Annotated in this window: 18 protein-coding genes and 1 tRNA gene; 14 read left to right on the top strand and 5 right to left on the bottom strand. The window is 60.9% G+C overall.

Going from position 1 to position 18,753, the window contains the following annotated elements; all coding sequences use genetic code 11:
- Positions 1–5: 5 nt before the first annotated feature.
- Complete coding sequence (locus TM1040_RS10235) at positions 6–449, bottom strand: potassium channel family protein (protein WP_011538519.1); 444 nt, start codon at positions 447–449, stop codon at positions 6–8.
- 125 nt (positions 450–574) lie between these two features.
- On the opposite strand from TM1040_RS10235, the gene TM1040_RS10230 reads away from it, so the two are divergent.
- The 3 genes from TM1040_RS10230 to TM1040_RS10220 all read left to right on the top strand — a co-directional run bounded on the left by TM1040_RS10230 (position 575) and on the right by TM1040_RS10220 (position 4,732).
- Positions 575–1,237: an ABC transporter ATP-binding protein gene (locus TM1040_RS10230; protein WP_011538518.1), complete on the top strand. Its 663-nt coding sequence runs from the start codon at positions 575–577 to the stop codon at positions 1,235–1,237.
- Positions 1,234–3,648: an FtsX-like permease family protein gene (locus tag TM1040_RS10225; RefSeq protein ID WP_011538517.1), complete on the top strand. Its 2,415-nt coding sequence runs from the start codon at positions 1,234–1,236 to the stop codon at positions 3,646–3,648. The genes TM1040_RS10230 and TM1040_RS10225 overlap by 4 nt, the downstream gene beginning before the upstream one ends.
- A 76-nt stretch (positions 3,649–3,724) precedes the next feature.
- Positions 3,725–4,732, top strand: a complete 1,008-nt coding sequence (locus TM1040_RS10220) for a lipocalin-like domain-containing protein (protein WP_011538516.1) — start codon at positions 3,725–3,727, stop codon at positions 4,730–4,732.
- Here TM1040_RS10220 and TM1040_RS10215 read toward each other — a convergent pair.
- Positions 4,726–5,718, bottom strand: a complete 993-nt coding sequence (locus tag TM1040_RS10215) for a TAXI family TRAP transporter solute-binding subunit (protein WP_011538515.1) — start codon at positions 5,716–5,718, stop codon at positions 4,726–4,728. The two genes, TM1040_RS10220 and TM1040_RS10215, sit on opposite strands and share 7 nt — an antisense overlap.
- A gap of 446 nt (positions 5,719–6,164) precedes the next feature.
- Between TM1040_RS10215 and TM1040_RS10210 the strand changes: the two genes are divergently transcribed.
- The 6 genes from TM1040_RS10210 (at position 6,165) to TM1040_RS10185 (ending at position 13,119) form a co-directional block, all read left to right on the top strand.
- On the top strand, positions 6,165–6,656 hold the full coding sequence (locus TM1040_RS10210) for an Lrp/AsnC family transcriptional regulator (protein ID WP_044026726.1): 492 nt from the start codon (positions 6,165–6,167) through the stop codon (positions 6,654–6,656).
- Positions 6,657–6,815: 159 nt separating this feature from the next.
- The gene (locus TM1040_RS10205) at positions 6,816–7,958 is read left to right on the top strand and encodes a glycine cleavage T C-terminal barrel domain-containing protein (RefSeq protein WP_011538513.1); all 1,143 of its coding nucleotides are present in this window, start codon (positions 6,816–6,818) and stop codon (positions 7,956–7,958) included.
- A gap of 22 nt (positions 7,959–7,980) precedes the next feature.
- Positions 7,981–8,430, top strand: coding sequence for an OsmC family protein (locus TM1040_RS10200; RefSeq protein WP_011538512.1), 450 nt, complete (start codon positions 7,981–7,983; stop codon positions 8,428–8,430).
- 10 nt (positions 8,431–8,440) lie between these two features.
- On the top strand, positions 8,441–9,241 hold the full coding sequence (locus TM1040_RS10195) for an enoyl-CoA hydratase (protein WP_011538511.1): 801 nt from the start codon (positions 8,441–8,443) through the stop codon (positions 9,239–9,241).
- Positions 9,242–9,245: 4 nt separating this feature from the next.
- The gene (locus TM1040_RS10190; RefSeq protein ID WP_011538510.1) at positions 9,246–10,877 is read left to right on the top strand and encodes an acyl-CoA synthetase; all 1,632 of its coding nucleotides are present in this window, start codon (positions 9,246–9,248) and stop codon (positions 10,875–10,877) included.
- 451 nt (positions 10,878–11,328) lie between these two features.
- Entirely contained in the window at positions 11,329–13,119 is a 1,791-nt protein-coding gene (locus tag TM1040_RS10185) for a sensor domain-containing diguanylate cyclase (RefSeq protein WP_011538509.1), read from the top strand.
- A gap of 120 nt (positions 13,120–13,239) precedes the next feature.
- Here TM1040_RS10185 and TM1040_RS10180 read toward each other — a convergent pair.
- A tRNA-Leu gene (locus TM1040_RS10180) sits at positions 13,240–13,325 on the bottom strand.
- A 164-nt stretch (positions 13,326–13,489) separates the two neighbouring features.
- Between TM1040_RS10180 and TM1040_RS10175 the strand changes: the two genes are divergently transcribed.
- On the top strand, positions 13,490–14,068 hold the full coding sequence (locus TM1040_RS10175; protein ID WP_011538508.1) for a YqaA family protein: 579 nt from the start codon (positions 13,490–13,492) through the stop codon (positions 14,066–14,068).
- Positions 14,065–14,538 carry a disulfide bond formation protein B gene (locus TM1040_RS10170; protein ID WP_011538507.1) on the top strand — a complete coding sequence of 158 codons (474 nt, stop codon included), beginning with the start codon at positions 14,065–14,067 and terminating at the stop codon, positions 14,536–14,538. The genes TM1040_RS10175 and TM1040_RS10170 overlap by 4 nt, the downstream gene beginning before the upstream one ends.
- Positions 14,539–14,548: 10 nt before the next feature.
- On the opposite strand, the gene TM1040_RS10165 is transcribed toward TM1040_RS10170, so the two are convergent.
- Complete coding sequence (locus tag TM1040_RS10165; RefSeq protein ID WP_011538506.1) at positions 14,549–14,980, bottom strand: Lrp/AsnC family transcriptional regulator; 432 nt, start codon at positions 14,978–14,980, stop codon at positions 14,549–14,551.
- A gap of 109 nt (positions 14,981–15,089) precedes the next feature.
- Between TM1040_RS10165 and rocF the strand changes: the two genes are divergently transcribed.
- The 3 genes from rocF to TM1040_RS10150 are packed head-to-tail and all read left to right on the top strand — an operon-like array spanning position 15,090 to position 17,988.
- Positions 15,090–16,019, top strand: a complete 930-nt coding sequence (gene rocF / locus TM1040_RS10160; RefSeq protein ID WP_011538505.1) for an arginase — start codon at positions 15,090–15,092, stop codon at positions 16,017–16,019.
- A complete protein-coding gene (gene ctlX, locus TM1040_RS10155) occupies positions 16,016–16,945 on the top strand; it encodes a citrulline utilization hydrolase CtlX (protein ID WP_011538504.1) in 930 nt (309 codons plus the stop codon). Before rocF ends, ctlX begins: the two co-directional genes overlap by 4 nt.
- Positions 16,942–17,988 (top strand): ornithine cyclodeaminase, encoded by a 1,047-nt coding sequence (locus TM1040_RS10150; protein ID WP_011538503.1) that lies wholly within the window; start codon positions 16,942–16,944, stop codon positions 17,986–17,988. The genes ctlX and TM1040_RS10150 overlap by 4 nt, the downstream gene beginning before the upstream one ends.
- A gap of 51 nt (positions 17,989–18,039) precedes the next feature.
- Here the strand turns inward: TM1040_RS10150 and TM1040_RS10145 are convergent, their stop codons facing one another.
- Positions 18,040–18,624 (bottom strand): HNH endonuclease, encoded by a 585-nt coding sequence (locus TM1040_RS10145; protein WP_011538502.1) that lies wholly within the window; start codon positions 18,622–18,624, stop codon positions 18,040–18,042.
- Positions 18,625–18,753 lie beyond the last annotated feature (129 nt).

The raw sequence follows: 18,753 nt of genomic DNA, 5'->3' as shown, positions 1-18,753 counted from the left end.
CGGGCTTACTCATCGCGAAAAGGCCCATGTGCCAGCCCGGACCGCATCACGGCCACCAGAAATGCCGTGCTTATCCCAAACGCGAGCATGCCCGTCATGGCCGCAAAAGACGCAAAAATCCTGTGTCCGGCGTCCAATACGATGTCGCCATAGCCCAGCGTTGTGTAGGTGGCGACCGAGAAATAGACCGCCTCGTTCCAGGTTTCAAAGGTCTGCGCCTTGAGCAACAGCGCCGCGGACCAGATCCAGATCTGTGCCGTATGCGCTCCGACCACGAACCCGATCGAGATCAGCAGGACCCCGGTCTGATGCGCCATACTCGAGAGACGTTGAAAGCGGATGCGATGGCGTCGCAGCGCATCCGCACACCACAAAAGCATGATGGTCTCGAGGATCAGGCATACAAACAGAAACAGCCCCCCCCAGAAAATTTGCTGGATCAATGTCATCTAAGTAGCGGGTCCTTCGCTCGGTCAATAGGGCGGCACTCTGGCGCAGCTTAGAAATCAGGGGTTGATCGTGCAACGCCTGCATTACATCCATGAGGCAAGATATTGGTTCAAGGGGCATTCTGATGCTTTTGAGTGTGAACGGCCTGACCCATCGCCACCCCGGCGGGACCCGCGATGTGCTGCGGGATGTCTCGTTCGAGGTGGCGCGCGGCGAAAGCGTGGCCCTGACCGGAGAGAGCGGCTCGGGCAAAAGCACGCTCTTGCACATGCTGGCAGCGCTGGACCGCCCCAGCCACGGAGAGATCCGCTTTCTGGAACACGAGATCACCCGGCTCAATGATCGCGCAGCCTCGGAGCTTCGGCGCAGCCGCATTGCGTTGGTCTTTCAACAGTTCAACCTCGTGCCCGCGCTTACGGTTGCGGACAATATCGCGCTTCACGCCAAGCTCGGCGGGCGATTTGATCCCGCCTGGAGTGCGGAAGTCACGTCTCGACTGGGCCTTGCGGATCTCACTGCGCGCTACCCCGAGCAAATCTCTGGCGGGCAGCAGCAACGGGTGGCGATTGCGCGCGCCCTGACCCTGCGCCCGGATCTTCTGTTGGCGGATGAGCCCACCGGCAATCTAGATGAAACCGCAAGCGCGGAGGTGCTGCGCCTGATGCTGGAGCTGGTCGCGGACACCGGTTGTGCCTTGTTCCTTGTCACCCATTCCGCCGCCATCGCGGCGCGCTGCAGTCGGCACCTGCACCTGAGGGCCGGGCAGGTGCGGGATCACGCCCCATGAGGCAGACGCTCTATTGCTTCCTGAGCCATTGGCGCCGGGCGCCGTTGCAGCTCTTTTTGCTGGTTGCCGGTCTGGCACTTGCAACGGCGTTGTGGTCCGCAGTTCAAGCGATCAACGCTGAGGCCCGCGCCTCCTATGCCCGCGCGGTTGAGCAACTTGGCAACACTGAGCTTCAGGCCCTCGCAGCACCGGACAATGACCCGATCCCGCTTCAGACCTATGTCTCGCTGCGGCGCGCGGGGTGGCAGCTTTCACCGATCCTTGAGGGCACTTGGCAGGCAGCGGGCAGCCCGATTACGGTTCTGGGCGTGGATGCGCTCAGCTACCCGGGCACGGCTGCGATGCTGGACGCCGCCTCAGAGGCCGGGTTCGATCTTCCTGCGCTCCTGACCCCGCCGGGCGTGGTCTATGCCCATCCCGACACCCTGCCCGCGCTCGCCGAGTTTGAGAACAGGGTTCCGTTGCCACAACTGCCGCCGCGCGTGGTGCTGATGGATCTTTCTCTTGCCGGGGAACTGCTGGGCCAGGAGAATTCGCTCTCGCGCCTGTTGATCCTGCCGGATCAGCCATCCGGGCTCACCGCGCTTGCCGCTCTTGCCCCAGAGCTGGAGGTCTCGCAAAACGCCGATGGTGCGCTGGCCGATCCTGCGCGCCTGACCCGCAGTTTTCACCTCAACCTGACCGCCTTTGGATTTCTCGCCTTCTGCGTCGGGCTCTTTATCGTACAGGGGAGCGTGACACTCGGGATCGAGCAGCGCCGCGGTACCATTACCACTCTGCGCTGCCTCGGAGTGTCCACCCGCGCGCTTCTGCGGGCGCTCTGCCTGGAACTTTTGATCCTTGCAGTCGTAGCCGGAACATTAGGGTTGGTCATCGGCTATCTGCTGGCGGCGATGCTGCTGCCGGACGTCAGCGCCACGCTGCGCGGGCTTTATGGCGCGCCTGTTGATGGCAGTCTTACGCTGCGCCCGCTCTGGGTGCTCTCAGGGCTGACGATGACGGCCGTAGGCACTGCGGCGGCAGGGCTGCAGGCTTTTTTGGCGCTGCACCGTATGGCGAGCACGCTCTCACGCCCGGCGGTTTCCGCCTCTCGCATCACCGCGCGGGGCATTGCGCTCTTCTGCGGCGCTGCAATCGGTTTGATCGCAGCCGGCGCACTCGCACTCTGGGGCCTGCCGGGGCTCTGGGGCGGCTTTGGCTTTCTGGGGGGCACTCTGCTCGGGAGCGCGCTTTTGGTGCCGCCGCTCCTCTGGGGGGCAACCGGCCTTTTCCTCAAACCGCTCAAGAGCCCGGTCTGGCGCTGGATGGTGGCAGACAGCCGCTTGCAACTGGTGGGGCTTTCGTTGCCCTTGATGGCTCTCCTTTTGGCGATTGCGACCAACATCGGTGTCGGCACCATGGTTTCGAGCTTCCGGCTCACCTTTCTGGACTGGATCGAGCAGCGCGTGCCCGCCGATGCCTATCTGGAGGTCACATCCCCCCTCGCGGCTGAAGAGGTCGCGACATGGGCCGAGAGCCTTGGCGCCCGCACCCTGCCGCAGTATCGCAGCGACAGCCGCACCGCCTCGGCGCCGCTGCGCATCTATGGCATCGTCGATGATCCGATCTACCGCAGCAAGTGGCCGCTTCTGAGCGCAGACCCAGAGGTCTGGACACAGCTCTACAGTGCGGGCGCGGTGCTGGTCAGCGAACAGCTTGCGCATCGCGAAGGTCTGGCGCTGGGCGATCGGCTGCGCCTTGCCCCGGACTGGTCGCCGACGGTGGCCGGGATCTATCCAGATTACGGCAACCCGGACGGTCAGGCGGTGGTGGCGCTCTCCACGCTGCGCGCCAAGCGCAGTGACCTCGCCGTATCGCGGGTCGGGCTGATCGCGCCAGAAGGCCTCTCGACCGCAGAGCTGATGCAACGCGCGCGGGGCGACCTCAATCTTGGCACCGATGAGATTGTCGAGGGCGCGGCGATCCGGCAGCTCTCGGTTGGGATCTTTGACCGTACCTTTGTGGTGACGGGCGCGCTCAACATCCTGACACTGGGGGTGGCGGGGTTTGCGCTTTTGACCAGCTTTCTCAGCCAGTGGCACAAACGTCTTCCCCATCTGGCCCCGATCTGGGCGATGGGTGTGACGCGGCCCGCGCTTGCAGGGCTTGAGCTATGCCGCAGCCTCGCCTTTGCGCTTGCCACATTCATGCTGTCGCTGCCGCTGGGATTGTTTCTGGCCTGGGCCTTGCTGAAGGTCATCAACCTCGAAGCCTTTGGCTGGCGCCTGCCAATGTATCTTTTTCCTGCCGATTGGGGGCGATTGCTGGTGCTGACGCTTGCGGTTGCAGCGCTTGCGAGCCTCTTGCCAGCCTTGCGTCTCGCGCGGCTCGCCCCTGCCACCCTGCTTGGAGTATTTGCAAGTGATCGCTAGCCTTTCTCGCGTTTCCTCTTTGCTAACAGACGCAGGCATAGGCCTTTGTCTGTGTCTATGTCTCTGGGCCGGGCTCATGCCGCTTGGCGCTCTCGCGCAGGGCTTTGCCAATCTCGGCACCGAGGCCACCGGCTTTGCGGTGCCAGAGCGCGGTGTCGCCTTGAGGTTTCCCGAAGATCACGCCGCCCACCCCGAATATCGCATCGAATGGTGGTATCTCACCGCAAACCTGCGCACCGCCGAGGGCGCGGATCTCGGTATCCAATGGACCCTGTTTCGCTCGGCGCTTGCCCCGGAAGAGCGCGCAGGCTGGCAAAGCCCACAAATCTGGATGGGACATGCCGCCCTCACCACAGCGACCACTCACCGCTTTGCAGAACGTATCGGGCGCGGTGGCACGGGTCAGGCGGGTGTCTCGGCAGCACCGTTTTCCGCCTGGATCGACGATTGGGAGATGACCTCACCGGACGCAAGCTTGGAGAAACTCACGCTCACGGCCCGGGGGCAGGATTTTTCCTATGATCTGGATCTTGCCGCAGATGCGCCGCTGATCTTGCATGGGGATGCGGGCTACTCGGTGAAATCAGCCGACGGACAGGCCAGCTATTATTACGCCCAGCCTGCCTATGAGGTCCAAGGCACCGTGACCCTGCCCGAAGGCCCGGTCAACGTCACCGGTTCAGCCTGGCTCGACCGGGAATGGTCGAGCCAGCCGCTTGCAGAGGACCAGACCGGTTGGGACTGGTTCTCCTTGCGTCTTGACGATGGCGCCAAGCTGATGGGCTTTGTCCTGCGTGGAGACCGGGGAGATTTCACCTCCGGGACATGGATCTCACCGGACGGGACAGCTCACCCGCTCTCGCCCGGCGCTTTTCAGGCCACGCCCCAAGACTGGTCAGAGGTGGCCGGGCGTAGCCTTCCAACCACATGGCAGGTTTCCCTGCCCGAGCGCGACATCGACATCCGCGTGCGCGCGCTCAACCCAAAGGCCTGGATGGGAACGCGTTTTTCCTATTGGGAAGGCCCCATTCTGATCTCCGGGAGCCACGGCGGCAGCGGGTATCTGGAGATGACGGGCTACTGACCGTCGCGCTCCAGCAGATCCGACGCACGATAATAGGCACGCGCCGCGCGATGGATCGGGGCCGTCTGCCCGTTTTGAACCATAGGTCCGGCCTCCAGACGCGAAAAAGCCGGGTGCGCGCCGCGCAAAACGTCGAGATCAGAGAACACCGCGCGCACCAGTTCATGCACCACCTTGAGCCGCTGGTGCCGTGTTGTCACCAAAGTCGCCGTAAAGCCAAAGGATTGCACCGGATGCGGGTTGCCGCGATAGAGGTTGGCCGGAATCTCGGTGAACTCGAAATACCCGGTATCCGCGATCACGGCGCGGATTGAAGGTTCATCAAGCGACACCAGAACCGAGTCGCACGCAGTCGTCGCCTCTTCGACGGTGGCAGCGGGGTGGCCAACAGCAAAGACCATCGCATCAAATGTCCCCGCACAAAGCGCTGCGGATTGCTCGGAGGCAGACAGATGATGCACCTCGGAGAAACTCTCCATGCTCCAGCCCAGAGCCCCCATCAACGCGAGCATCGTGGCGCGCTGCCCCGAGCCCTCATTGCCGATGTTCACCCGCATGCCGCGCAGATCGGAAAAGGTCGCAATCTCGGAATCCGCACGGGCAACAACGGTAAAGATCTCTTCGTGCAGGGACAGCACCGCGCGCATGTCCGAAAACGGCTCCCCCTGTGACAGTGCCGCCGTGCCTTCAAAGGCCTTGGCCTGCCAGTCGGACTGAACCAGCGCAAAGTCGATCCGCCCTTCGCGCAAATCGCGCAGATTGCCCAGTGACCCCTCGCTGGTCTCGGCGGTGCAGCGGATCCCGTGCCGGTGACGGTCCTTGTTCAGAAGGCGGCAGATCGCATTGCCCACCGGGTAATAGAGACCCGACACCGACCCCGTGCCTATTGTGATGAAATCTTCGGCCTGCGCCTGAGGGCTGCTCAAGGTGGCGCACATCAATATGGTCGCCGCGAGCCCCGTTATGGCCCTGTTGATGATCGCCATCTTGCCCCCCGACCAGATATTTGCGCGCAAAGTTCCAAATGGCCTCAAATCTGTCAAGTTCGGTAGGTCTGCTTACAGTAAGGGCCACAACGCGCGCTTCGGTGTTTTTTTAGCGTCAATGACCTACCTAAACACTTGTTGTAAATCTCAATTTAACGCAGCGCCCCCAAATTCAGCCGCCTCCAGGCCCGTTCGGGCCCCAAAACATGCACCCGCCGCGGCAAAGGCCCTGCTTGCCCGAGGTGACACAGGGCCAAACCCTAATGACGCGCAATCCAACGCGGCTGGCTCCCACCCGTCTCTCCGGGAAAATGAAAAATTGACGTGGCCATATGAGGAACGGTCGGAAACCCCGCTCAGGACAGCGGAAATTTCATTCATGATCGAGCCAGTAGCCCCTGTGGATGATTCTTCAGGGCGTTCGACTGGATGGATGTGTCACACAAATGAAGAAGCAAGGTCTCGACGCGACAGAAATTCGGATCCTGAGCGCCGTGCAGCAACACGGCCAACTGAGCAAGACCCGGCTTGCGGAGCTTGTGAACCTCTCGCCCACTCCCTGTTGGGCGCGCCTGGTACGGCTCAAGGCCGCTGGCTATATTCGCGGCTATCATGCCGAATTGGCACTCGACCGGATCATTGATTTTACCCAAGTGGTCGTCACCATCTCGCTCACCCATCACCGCAAGACGGATTTTGACAGGTTTGAAACCTACATCCGCGGACTTGATGAAGTGATCGACTGTGTCGCCACCGGAGGTGGCATGGATTATGTCATGAAGGTCGCCACCCCCACGCTTGCCGCCTTTCAGAGCCTCATGGATGAGATGCTCTCGGCCGAGCTCTCCATCGATCGCTACATGACCTACATCGCGACTCGTCAGATCAAGACGAGCCGCCCGAACCTCGCGAAACTGGTCGCCAAAAGCGAGAAATGACCCGACAAGTCTGATCTGTCCAAAACGGGCGTCAAAATTGGTCTGAACGGTCTGAGAATTTGAAAACTCCGGACCAAATTGCGCGCGTTTTTCGATCTAAATCGTCGTCGAACACAGGCTTGTCTCGGCCGATCTGGCCGACCGTTGGGAGGACGACACATGACGCAAGCAGACGATTTCGGCTTTGGCACCCAGATCCGCAAATCCCCGTATTTCGACGCCACCGTGCGTTGGGGAGCAAAGGGTTTTTCCGTTTACAATCATATGTATATCCCGCGCGACTTTGGCGATCCGGAGCAGAACTTCTGGAACCTCGTCAACGATGCAATCCTATGCGATGTCGCGGTCGAGCGCCAGGTGGAGATCACCGGACCGGATGCGGCAAAATTCGTTCAGATGCTCACTCCGCGCGACCTGTCGACCATGGCCGTGGGTCAGTGCAAATACATCCTGATCACCAATGCCGAAGGCGGCATCTTGAACGACCCGATCCTGCTGCGGCTGGCTGAAAACCACTTCTGGATTTCGCTTGCTGACAGCGACATCCTGCTCTGGGCGCAGGGCGTGGCGGTGCACTCTGGCCTGGATGTGCAGATTTGCGAACCGGACGTCTCTCCGCTGCAGCTGCAGGGGCCGAAATCTGGGCTGGTGATGCAGGAGCTCTTTGGCGAGAGCATCATGGACCTCAAATACTACTGGCTGCGCGAACTCGACCTCGATGGTATCCCGTTGATTGTCTCGCGCACCGGCTGGTCGAGCGAGCTTGGCTATGAGCTCTATCTGCGCGACGGAAGCCAGGGCGACGCACTCTGGGAACGGATCATGGCGGCGGGGATGCAGCATGGTTTGAAGCCGGGCCACACCTCCTCCATTCGCCGGATCGAAGGGGGCATGCTCTCTTATCATGCGGATGCCGATATTCACACCAACCCCTTCGAGCTGGGCTTTGACCGGCTTGTAAACCTCGACATGGAAGCCGACTTCATCGGCAAGGCGGCGCTCAAGCGCATCCAAAAGGAAGGTCCCGCACGCCTGCAGGTTGGTCTGGTAATCGACGCCGCACCGCTGCGGGGGCCCAACACCACGTTCTGGCCGATCACCAAGAATGGCGAAACCATCGGCAAGGTCACATCCGCCGTCTATTCCCCGCGCCTTGAAAAGAACATCGCCCTGGCGATGGTGGACGCCGAACACGCGGTGATCGGCAGCGACGTTGAGGTGACAATGACCTCGGGTGCAACCTCTGCCAGCGTTGTGGAGCGTCCCTTCTTTGATCCGCGCAAGCAGATTGCCGCCGCCTGAGCGTTGGAGAGGAGACCAAAACATGTCCCATCTCGCGATCGAATTGCACTGGCAACGTACTGAAAACGAACTGCAAACCGGTAAGTTCTCGAACGAGCACACGGTCCAGTACAATAGCACCTACGACGTCCAGGTGGACGCCGCCCCCGATTGGGGCGGCGACGCTGCAAACACAAATCCCGAGCAAGCCCTCGCCTCTGCCCTGTCGAGCTGCCACATGATGACCTTTCTGGCGCTCTCGGCCAAGGCGGGGTGGCCGGTTGCAAGCTATCATGACTATGCAGAGGCGCACCTTGGCAAGAACGCCAAAGGCCAGATGTCCGTGACCCGGATCGATCTCAATCCGGTGGTGCGATTTGATACGGGCTTTAGCGTCGATGCGGAGGAGCTCGCCCAGATGCAGGACCGCGCGCACCGCTACTGCTTTATCGCCAATACCCTGGCCGATAGCGTTGAAATCAACATTCATTGAAAGAACACCCATGCAAACGGATGCAATCCTCCTCAAGCAATTGAGCGAGACCGGCGTGCTGCGCCTCACGCTGAATGATGTCGCGCGCCGCAATGCACTCTCCGAGGCGATGCTGGGCACGCTCGGCGAGGCCTTAGCCAGCGCGGGTCAGGACCCCGCGGTACGTGTGGTGGTGCTTGCGGCAAATGGCCCTGCGTTCAGCGCAGGTCATGACCTAAAGGAGCTGACCCGCGGCCGCGCGGCGCCGGATGGCGGCAAGGCCTATTTTGCGCGGATCATGGCGCTTTGCTCGGCCGTCATGCAGAGCATTGTGACCTGCCCCAAACCCGTCATCGCCGAAGTCACCGGCGTCGCGACCGCTGCGGGCTGTCAGCTTGTGGCCAGCTGCGACCTCGCGATCGCCGCCGAGAGCGCACGCTTCAGCACGCCGGGTGTTCACATCGGGCTGTTTTGCTCCACCCCGATGGTTGCCTTGTCCCGCAATGTGGCTGGCAAACACGCCATGGAAATGCTGCTGACGGGCGACATGACCTCTGCGGAGCGCGCCGCCGAGATCGGTCTTGTCAACCGCGTCACCTCCGAAGACGGCTTGCAGGACGCGGTGCTGGAACTGGCGCATAAGATCGCGTCCAAATCCTCCATGACGCTCGCCACTGGCAAGCAGGCGTTTTATGCGCAGCGCGAAATGCCCCTGTCGGACGCCTATGACTATGCAGCGGACGTGATGGTCAAAAACATGTTGGCGCAGGATGCCGCAGAAGGCATCAATGCCTTTGTCGAAAAACGTTCCCCGCAATGGCAGGATGCATAAGCCGATGAGCGCCAACCCCTACAATACCGATCTGGATCGCACCCCGGCCAACTATCAGCCCCTGACCCCGCTCATGTTTCTGGAGCGGGCCGCAACGGTATTTCCAGAGCACACGGCAATCATTCACGGCCCCCTTCGACGCAGCTACGCCGCTTTTTATGCACGCGCGCGCCAGCTTGGCTCGGCACTGTCGCATAGGGGCATCACGCGGGGCGATACGGTCTCGGCCCTGCTGCCAAACACGTCCGCGATGCTTGAGTGTCACTATGGCGTCCCCATGTGCGGTGCGGTGCTGCATTCGATCAACACCCGGCTTGATGCTGCGATCATCGCCTTTCAGCTGGATCACGCGATGTCCAAGGTCGTCATCGTCGACTCTGAATTCATGCCCTTGATGCAGGAGGCGCTGGCGCTTTGCTCGGTGCAGCCCCTGCTGATCGAGGTCGACGATCCCGTCTACGAGGGCGCGCGGATCAAAACCGAAGCCGTGGACTACGATAGCTTTATTGCGGATGGTGACGCCGAGTTTGCCTGGCTCATGCCCGAAGACGAATGGGACGCGATCTCGATCAACTACACCTCGGGCACCACCGGAGACCCCAAGGGGGTCGTTTCGCATCATCGCGGGGCCTATCTTTTGGCGCAGGGCAATGCGCTCACGACAACGATGGGCAAACATGCGGTCTATCTCTGGACCCTGCCGATGTTTCACTGCAACGGCTGGTGTTTTCCCTGGACGCTCTCGGCGATCATTGGCACCCATGTCTGCCTGCGCCAGGTGCGGGCGGATCAGATCTGGAACGCGCTCGCCGACGAGGGCGTCACGCATCTCTGTGGCGCGCCCATCGTGATGTCGCTGATGATCTCGGCCCCCGCCGACGTGCAGCGCCCCCTCGATCAGACCGTTCAGTTTTTTACAGCCGCTGCCCCGCCGCCGGAAAAGCTGCTGGCGGACATGAAAACCGCAGGCTTTGAAGTCACGCATCTTTATGGACTCACAGAAACCTATGGCCCTGCCGTGGTCAACGACTGGCATCAAAGCTGGTCCGAGCTGCCGCACGACGAACAGTCCCGCCTGAAATCCCGGCAGGGCGTGCGCTATCTTCCGCTCGAGGGACTCAACGTTCTGGACCCCGAAACCCTAGAGCCCGTGCCCCATGATGGCGAAACCATGGGCGAGGTCATGTTTCGCGGCAATGTCGTGATGAAGGGCTATTTTCGCAATCCTGACGCCACCCGAAAAGCCTTTGAGGGGGGCTGGTTTCATTCCGGCGATCTGGGTGTTGTTCATCCTGACGGCTATATCCAGCTCAAGGACCGCTCGAAGGATGTCATTATTTCCGGCGGAGAGAATATCTCCTCCATCGAGGTCGAAGAGGCGCTGTATCGCCATCCCGCGATTGCCGTCACCGCCGTTGTCGCCATGCCCGACGAGAAATGGGGCGAAACACCATGCGCCTTCATCGAGCTGGCCGAAGGTGCAGAGATCGACACCGATGCGCTCAGGCAATGGTGTCGTGACCAACTCGCCCCCTACAAGGTGCCGCGCAAATTTGTCCTGACCGAAATCCCGCGCACCTCAACCGGGAAAATCCAGAAATTCGCCCTGCGGGAACAGGCGAAGTCGCTCTGCTGATCTGCGCCGCGCAAGGTGCCGATACGCGATCTGTGCTGGGGGATCAGACCCTCGGCGCAGTTCCACCAGGGCGTGGGCGCGTTGTGACAAATTTCGACCCTCTCTGTAAAAGGGCTGACCTCACTTCACGGATGGTGTAAACGGCGTCGTCGCACCCGCGCGCAGGTGTGGCCTGCAGGTTTCAAGAAACCAAAGTTCGACCGAAACCCGCGCAGCGCCGGGCGCGCAGCAAGGGCTAAAATCCTCTGCGAAGCCCAAGGGTCATACCCGACTCTAACACGGGCGATTTGGCAATTCTTGACAAAAATATCCTGTGTCCCAAGGCCCTCAGTTTCCAAAACCTTGCGCTCTGGCGAATTTCCTTTCGCGGGACTTCTTCAAAAACTCTTATATTTAAATTATCCGTAAATTCGATTCCCTGCCGGGGTCTTGTCAATTTTGGAACTTTCGAATGAAAATCAATACGATCACGAATTGGGCCTACGGATTGACTGTTCTTCTGACCGCGTTGTCGGGCGCCGCGTTCATCGCGTCGATCAACAGCTCGGCCGAAGAACGCATGGCGGTTGAAACACATCTAATCCTGAACGAGTTGGGCGAAGAGCTTGCGATCGGAGCGGAGCTGCGCACCGACGAGGCACGGCTTTATGTGATGCGCGGCGACCCGGATCATCTTGAGGCTTTTGAGCGGACCGATCAGGCCGAAATGGCGCTGGAAGAGTCCGCCCGCGACGGCACGCGTCTTGGCACCACCCCGGAAGAGACCGCATTTCTGAATCGGATCATCGCGGATATAGATGCGCTGCAAGAGATGGAGCGTGCGGCAATCAAAGCTTATCAAGCGGGCAACATTGACCGCGCGCGGGGGCTCTTGTTCGGGGGCGCGCATTACCAGGCCCACCTCAAACTCATTGACGATGTAGTCCAGTTCCGCCGGATGGTGCAAAGCCGGACAGACCGTGAGCTCGACACCGCACATCAACGCAGCGACTGGTTCGAATTCGTTGCGCAGATCTCCCTCGCGCTCACCGCCACCGTTTTCCTCGGCGTACTCTATTTTGTCCTGCGTCGCCGGGTGGCGGTGCCCCTGGCACGCATGGCCGGCATCGTAAAGCGCCTCGCCAGCCAGGACTACGAGGTCGAGGTGCCATTGGATCGCAGACGGGACGAGATTGGTGAGCTCAATCGCGCCGTGCATGTGTTCCGCGAAAACGGGCTCGAGCGGGAACGTCTCGACGCCGAGCGCCGCCGTGACATCAAGATCAAGGATCTGATCCTGAAGCTCATGCACCGGGTTCAGGCCTGCCAGTCTCTCGACGAACTGGGGGATGTCCTTGCGCGGTATGCGCCGCAGATCTTTCCCGACCTCTCCGGCACGCTCTACCTGCGCGCTGACGGTCACGAGACCTTGAACTGTGTGTCCCGATGGCAGACGTCATTCGACGACCCGCTCGAGATCATCTGCGAGGCCTGCTGGGCCCTGCGCCGCGGACGCGCTCATTATAGCGCCTTGGAATCAAAAGAAGATGTGATTTGCAACCATCTCGCTGACCCGAACGTTTCGACCCTGTGCATTCCGCTCGCTGCTCAGGGCGAGACCATCGGCCTTCTGAGTTTCTCTGGCGCCGAGACCTCGACAGAGGTTGCGCGCGAAGATCGGGTCTATCTGGAGCTTATTGCTGAAAACGTCGCGCTTGCGGCCGTGAACCTCAATCTGCGCACCCGGCTCTCGCAGCTGGTCGAACATGATCCTCTGACCGGGCTTTTGAACCGGCGCTCGCTGGATGTGGCCTTTGGCGATTTTGTGCAAAACCCGCCAACCCTTCCGACCGCCTGCCTGATGATCGACATTGATCACTTCAAGCGGATCAATGATGAGTTTGGCCATGAGGCCGGGGATACGGTGATGCAAAGCTTTGCCGGGTTACTCCGCGAGGTCGTGGGCGACAGCGGCTCCTGTTACCGCTTTGGCGGCGAGGAATTTGTGGTGATCCTGCCGGATCACGACGTCGATGCCGCGCATGAGATCGCCGAAGGCATTCGCACCCGCACCGCAAAGATGGCCATTGCCCATCGCGGGCAATCTCTTGGGAAGGTCACGATTTCCATCGGTCTTGCGGTTGCAGCATCCGCAGGCACCCTCGACACCTTGTTGAGCCGCGCGGATTCAGCGCTGCTGCAGGCCAAGGTGACGGGTCGCAACATCACGTTGCACGAGACACTTGAGCTCGCCCCTTCCTGAGGAACAGCGACGACCCGAGACGCCCTCGGATGTCTCTACAGACCAGGACACCCCCCAGGAACTGAAAAACCGCCGATCTTACGACCGGCGGTTTTCTCATGCAAAAGCAATGCTTTGCGATGGTACCCAAGGCCGGACTCGAACCGGCACGCTGTCACCAGCGGGGGATTTTGAATCCCCTGCGTCTACCATTCCGCCACTTGGGCAACGCCTGTTTCCTAGCGCTGCTGCAGGCCGAGGTCCAGAGGCAAAATCGCGGAAGGATGCAGAAAATTCGCCCATCTCCGGGTGCATCGGCAGTGCAGAGTTGACCCGGGCGGGCGCACATGCGACCTCCGCCCCATTGCTTGTCTCTGAGGTTTCCCCCCGAATGCTGCGTCGCCTATATGACCGGACCATGGCCCTTGCCGACCATCCCCATGCGCTGTGGTGGCTGGCCGGTGTGGCCTTCATCGAAAGCTCCGTTTTTCCGATCCCGCCCGATGTGCTGATGATCCCGATGATCCTTGCGCGGCCCTCTCGCGCCTGGCTGATCGCCTTGGTGGCGCTGTTTTCCTCGGTGGCCGGCGGGCTCATGGGCTACGCAATCGGCGCCTTCTTTTACGAAGGCATCGGCCAACCGATCCTCGAGGCCATGGGCAAGGCCGACAAGATGGTCGAATTCAACGAGCGTTTTAACGACTTTGGCTTCTGGGCGGTGCTGATCGCTGGGGTGACACCCTTCCCCTACAAGGTCATCACCATCATGTCGGGCTGGACGGGCATGCCGATCATGACATTCGTGGTCACATCGTTGCTGGCACGGGCGTTGCGGTTCTTCCTCGTGGCCGGGCTCTTGTGGCAATTTGGCGCGCCAGTGCGGGAGTTTATTGAAAAACGCCTGGGGCTGGTGTTCACCGTCTTTTGTGTGCTGCTGTTTGGTGGCTTTCTTGCACTGAGGTATCTATGACATTCAGCCGATTTCTCGTCCTGCTCGCGGCCGGTGGCTCTGCCGCCTTGCTGCTGGGCGCCTTTGCGTTTCAATACATTGGCGAGCTTGCGCCCTGCAAACTCTGCATCTGGCAGCGCTACCCTCACGGCGCAGCAGTTGGCGTCGGCGCGCTGGCGTTGCTCATTCCCGGCGCGGTGCTGCCCTATCTCGGCGCGGTGGCCGCACTCGCCACCTCGGCGATTGGGGCCTTTCACGCGGGTGTCGAACAAGGTTGGTGGGAAGGCCCCTCCACCTGCACCTCTGGCGCGATCGAAAGCCTCAGCGCAGATGAGCTGATGTCGCAGATCATGTCGGCACCGCTTGTCCGCTGTGACGACATCCCCTGGGAGATGCTCGGCCTCTCCATGGCAGGCTGGAACGCGGTGATCTCGCTCGGATTGGCTGCGCTTTGGTTTGCAGCTGCGCGTCACGCGCGCAAAAACGCCTGACCCCAGGCGCTTAGACGCGACTATCTTTCTTGGTGGCCAGAAGAAGGTTTGTCTCGCTGGTCACCACCCCATCAAACATGCGGATCTTTGCCAGCGCCTCATCCAGCGTCTCCAGCGTTTCTGTGCCGAGCTCCACAATCAGATCCCAACGCCCATTGGTGGTGTGGATCGCGCGCACTTCGGGCAAGCCCTGAAGCTGACGGGTAATCCGCGCCGCTCCGCGCCCCTCGATGCCGATCATCATCAGACCTCGCACCGGATCGCGCAGCACGTCCTCTTTCAGAACCACGGTAAAGCCCAGAATATCCCCGCGCGATTGCAGCCGCTCGATCCGCGTGCGGACGGTGGTGCGCGACAGCTCCAGCTGCATGGCCAGATCAGAGAGCGAAGCCCGGGCATCGTGGCGCAGGGCCGCGATCAGGCGTTCATCCGTTTTGTCCATGAATCGGCTCCGTTTTGTGGTATCCGCTCCCCTTATGAGCAATTTGCTCTCTGTATTCCACCTCAAATCGGAGAAATATCAGAGACACCCTCAATCAAGGAGATCTCGGATGTCGTCTCGTCACTGTATTCTCGTTGGCGCACCCGTTGACAGCGGCAAGCGCCGCACGGGCTGTCTGATGGGCCCTGATGCCTACCGTACTGCCGGTCTCGCGCAGGCGCTCGAGAGCCTCGGCCATACGGTTGAGGACATCGGCAACGTGACCCCTGCCCCGCATGCCCCCGACGATGGCACCGGCAAACTCCACGAGCCAAATTTAACGCGAGCCTGGACCGAAAGCCTGTCTGAAGCGGCCGAGGCGGCCATGGCGCGGGGCATGCCCATTTTCTTGGGCGGCGATCACGCCCTTGCCCTGGGCACCGTGCACGGGGTCGCAAACCACGCCGCCACCGTGGGACGACCGCTGTTTGTCCTCTGGCTCGACGCGCATAGTGACTTTCACTCGCTCGAAAGCACGGAAACAGGCAATCTTCATGGCTGCCCGGTGCGCTATTTCACCAATCAGGCCCGGTTCGACAATTTCCCGCCCGTGCCCAACCCGGTGCCGCCGGAAAACGTCTGCATGATCGGCCTGCGGTCGGTGGATACTCCCGAACGCGAAGCGATGGAGCAGGTCGGCATTCATCGCCACGACATGCGCGACATTGACGAAAATGGCATTGCCCGGCCGCTGTCGGCCTTCCTTGAAAAGGTCGCCGCGCAGAACGGCATGCTGCATGTGTCTCTGGATGTGGATTTCCTCGACCCCTCCGTTGCGCCTGCCGTGGGCACCACGGTTCCCGGCGGCGCCACCGTGCGCGAAGGCCATCTGGTCTGCGAAATCTTGCACGATAGCGGCTTGATGACCTCGATGGACTTGGTGGAACTCAACCCCTTCCTCGACGAGCGTGGCCGTACAGCACATCTGATGGTGGATCTCTGTGCCTCTGCCATGGGGCGGCGCGTCTTTGACCGACCGACCCGGAGCTACAACACATGAGCACGCTTCAAGCTCCGGCAGCTGTGGTTATGGTGCGCCCGCATCATTTTACCTCAAACCCGGAAACGCGAGGGGACAACGCCTTTCAGGCGCAGGCCGATACCAATGCCGACACCATCAGCGCACGCGCGATCGCGGAATTCGACAGCGCGGTCGCCGCGCTGCGCGACGCTGGCGTAACGGTTCATGTGTTCGAGGACACCAGCCGCGACACCCCCGATTCCGTCTTTCCCAACAACTGGTTCTCCACCCATGCCGGTGGTCATGTGGCGGTCTATCCGATGTTTGCACCCAACCGTCGCCGGGAGCGACGCTGGGACGTGATCGAGATGCTGAAGCGGGAGTATCGCGTTCAGGACGTGATCGACTATTCCGGCCTGGAACAGGACTCTCTGTCGCTCGAAGGCACCGGCGCCATGGTGCTCGATCATATCGGGCGCATTGCCTATACGGTAAAGTCAAACCGCGCGGATCCGGTGCTGCTGGAGCGGTTCTGCACCCATTTCAACTATGAACCGATGGTCTTCGAGGCCTGCGACGATCAGGGGCGTGACGTGTATCACACCAATGTCCTGATGGGTATCGGTACCGACTATGCGCTGATCTGTCTGGATATGATCCGCGATACCACCCGCCGCGCTGAAGTCAGGCAGCGGCTCGAAGAAAGCGGGCGCAGCGTCATCGACCTGTCTGCCGCGCAGATCCAGAACTTTCTCGGCAACACCTTCGAACTCACTGGGCACCGGCGCGTGCTGGCGCTCTCTGCCCGCGCGGCACAGGCGCTGACCCCGGACCAGCGGGCGGTGATCGAACGCTCGGCAGAATTGCTGCCGCTCTCCATTCCCACACTTGAAACGGCCGGTGGGTCGGTGCGTTGCATGCTCGCCGGCATTCACCTCAGCCCCCGTCAAAGGACCATGCAATGACCCAACCTTCCGATAAGGCCCTTGTTCCTTTTGTCAGCGTAGACAACATGATGCGCCTCATTCATCATGTTGGCATCGAGGATATGATGCGTGATCTGGCCGACTATATCGAGGCCGATTTCAAGCGCTGGGAACTCTTTGACAAGACCCCCCGCGTCGCCAGCCATTCCGATGTCGGCGTGATCGAACTGATGCCGACCTCAGACGGTGAGGCTTATGGGTTCAAATACGTCAACGGCCACCCCAAGAACACCTCTGAGGGGCTGCAGACCGTGACCGCCTTCGGCCTGCTGGCGGATGTCTATACCGGCTATCCGGTGCTGTTGACCGAGATGACCATTCTGACCGCGCTGCGCACCGCTGCGACCTCGGCCATGGTGGCCAAGCACCTCGCTCCCAAAGGTGCCGACACGATGGCGATGATCGGAAATGGCGCACAGTCGGAATTCCAGACGCTGGCGATGAAGGCCATCATCGGCCTCAAGGCCGTGCGCCTTTATGACAAAGACCCGGCGGCGACCGAGAAATGTGCACAGAACCTCGCGGGGCTTGGGGTGGATGTCACCATCTGCAAAACCCCCGAAGAGGCGATCGAGGGCGCCCAGATCCTCACCACCTGCACCGCCGACAAGCAATATGCCACGATCCTCACCGACAACATGGTCGGCAGCGGTGTGCATATCAACGCGATTGGCGGCGACTGCCCCGGCAAAACCGAGCTTGCGCCCGGGATCCTCAACCGGTCGGACGTGTTTGTGGAATACCCGCCGCAAACCCGCGTCGAGGGTGAGATCCAGCAGATGCCCGAGGATTTTGCCGTGACCGAACTGTGGGAAGTGATCTCAGGCCAGAAACCGGGGCGCACCGGTGATCGTCAAATCACGCTCTTTGATAGCGTCGGCTTTGCCATCGAGGATTTCTCCGCCCTGCGCTACATTCGCGACCGGATCAAAGGGACGGACTACTTCATCGATCTCGATATGCTGGCGGACCCGGATGATCCGCGCGATCTCTTTGGCATGGTGCAGCGCGCCAAGGCCTGACGACAAAAGCGCGCCCCTCGATGGCGCGCTTTTCTTTTTAAATCAAGGGCTTCAAGCCTCAAGCTCACTATCCCAATAGAGGTAGTCCATCCAGCTTTCATGCAGGTATCCGGGTGGAAACTTCCGCCCCATATTGCGCAGCTCTTCCGCGCCCGGACGGCGCGGCGGTTTGCGCAGGGACATGCCCGCACGGTGCAGCGGTTTGGAGCCTTTCTTCAGGTTGCAACGCGAGCAGGCCGCGACCACGTTCTCCCAGCTGGTGATCCCCCCAGAGGCGCGCGGCACCACATGATCAAAGGTAAGGTCTCCCTTTGCGCCGCAGTACTGACAGCGAAATTCGTCGCGCAAGAATAAATTAAAGCGCGTGAAGGCCACGCGCTTTTGGGGTTTGACAAAATCTTTCAGTACCACAACCGAAGGTATTCGGATTTCGGTGCTGGGACTGCGCACAACCTCGTCATACTCGGCCACGATGGCAACCCGGTCGAGCCATGCGGCTTTGACGGCGTCCTGCCATGGCCAGAGTGACAAGGGATAGTATGACAAAGGACGATAATCCGCATTGAGCACCAAAGCCGGGTGCTGCTTCAGAGCCCGCGGCTCTCTTACGAATTCTGTCCTGAAGTCTCCGTCCATAAACGTCTTCCTCGCCCTGCTTGCCTCGAGATGGCACCAGAGCGGGGAACCCGCCCCAGCTTGAGATTAACTATATATCGTGGCCGGAACCTGACAAGCCCCTATTCGCCACCAGATGTCGTGTGGGAT

It is taken from the genome of Ruegeria sp. TM1040, assembly GCF_000014065.1.
In the GTDB taxonomy this organism is placed as follows: Bacteria; Pseudomonadota; Alphaproteobacteria; order Rhodobacterales; family Rhodobacteraceae; genus Epibacterium.
Note: the sequence above shows the minus strand (reverse complement) of the source record. Positions and strands in the feature narration are given on the sequence as shown.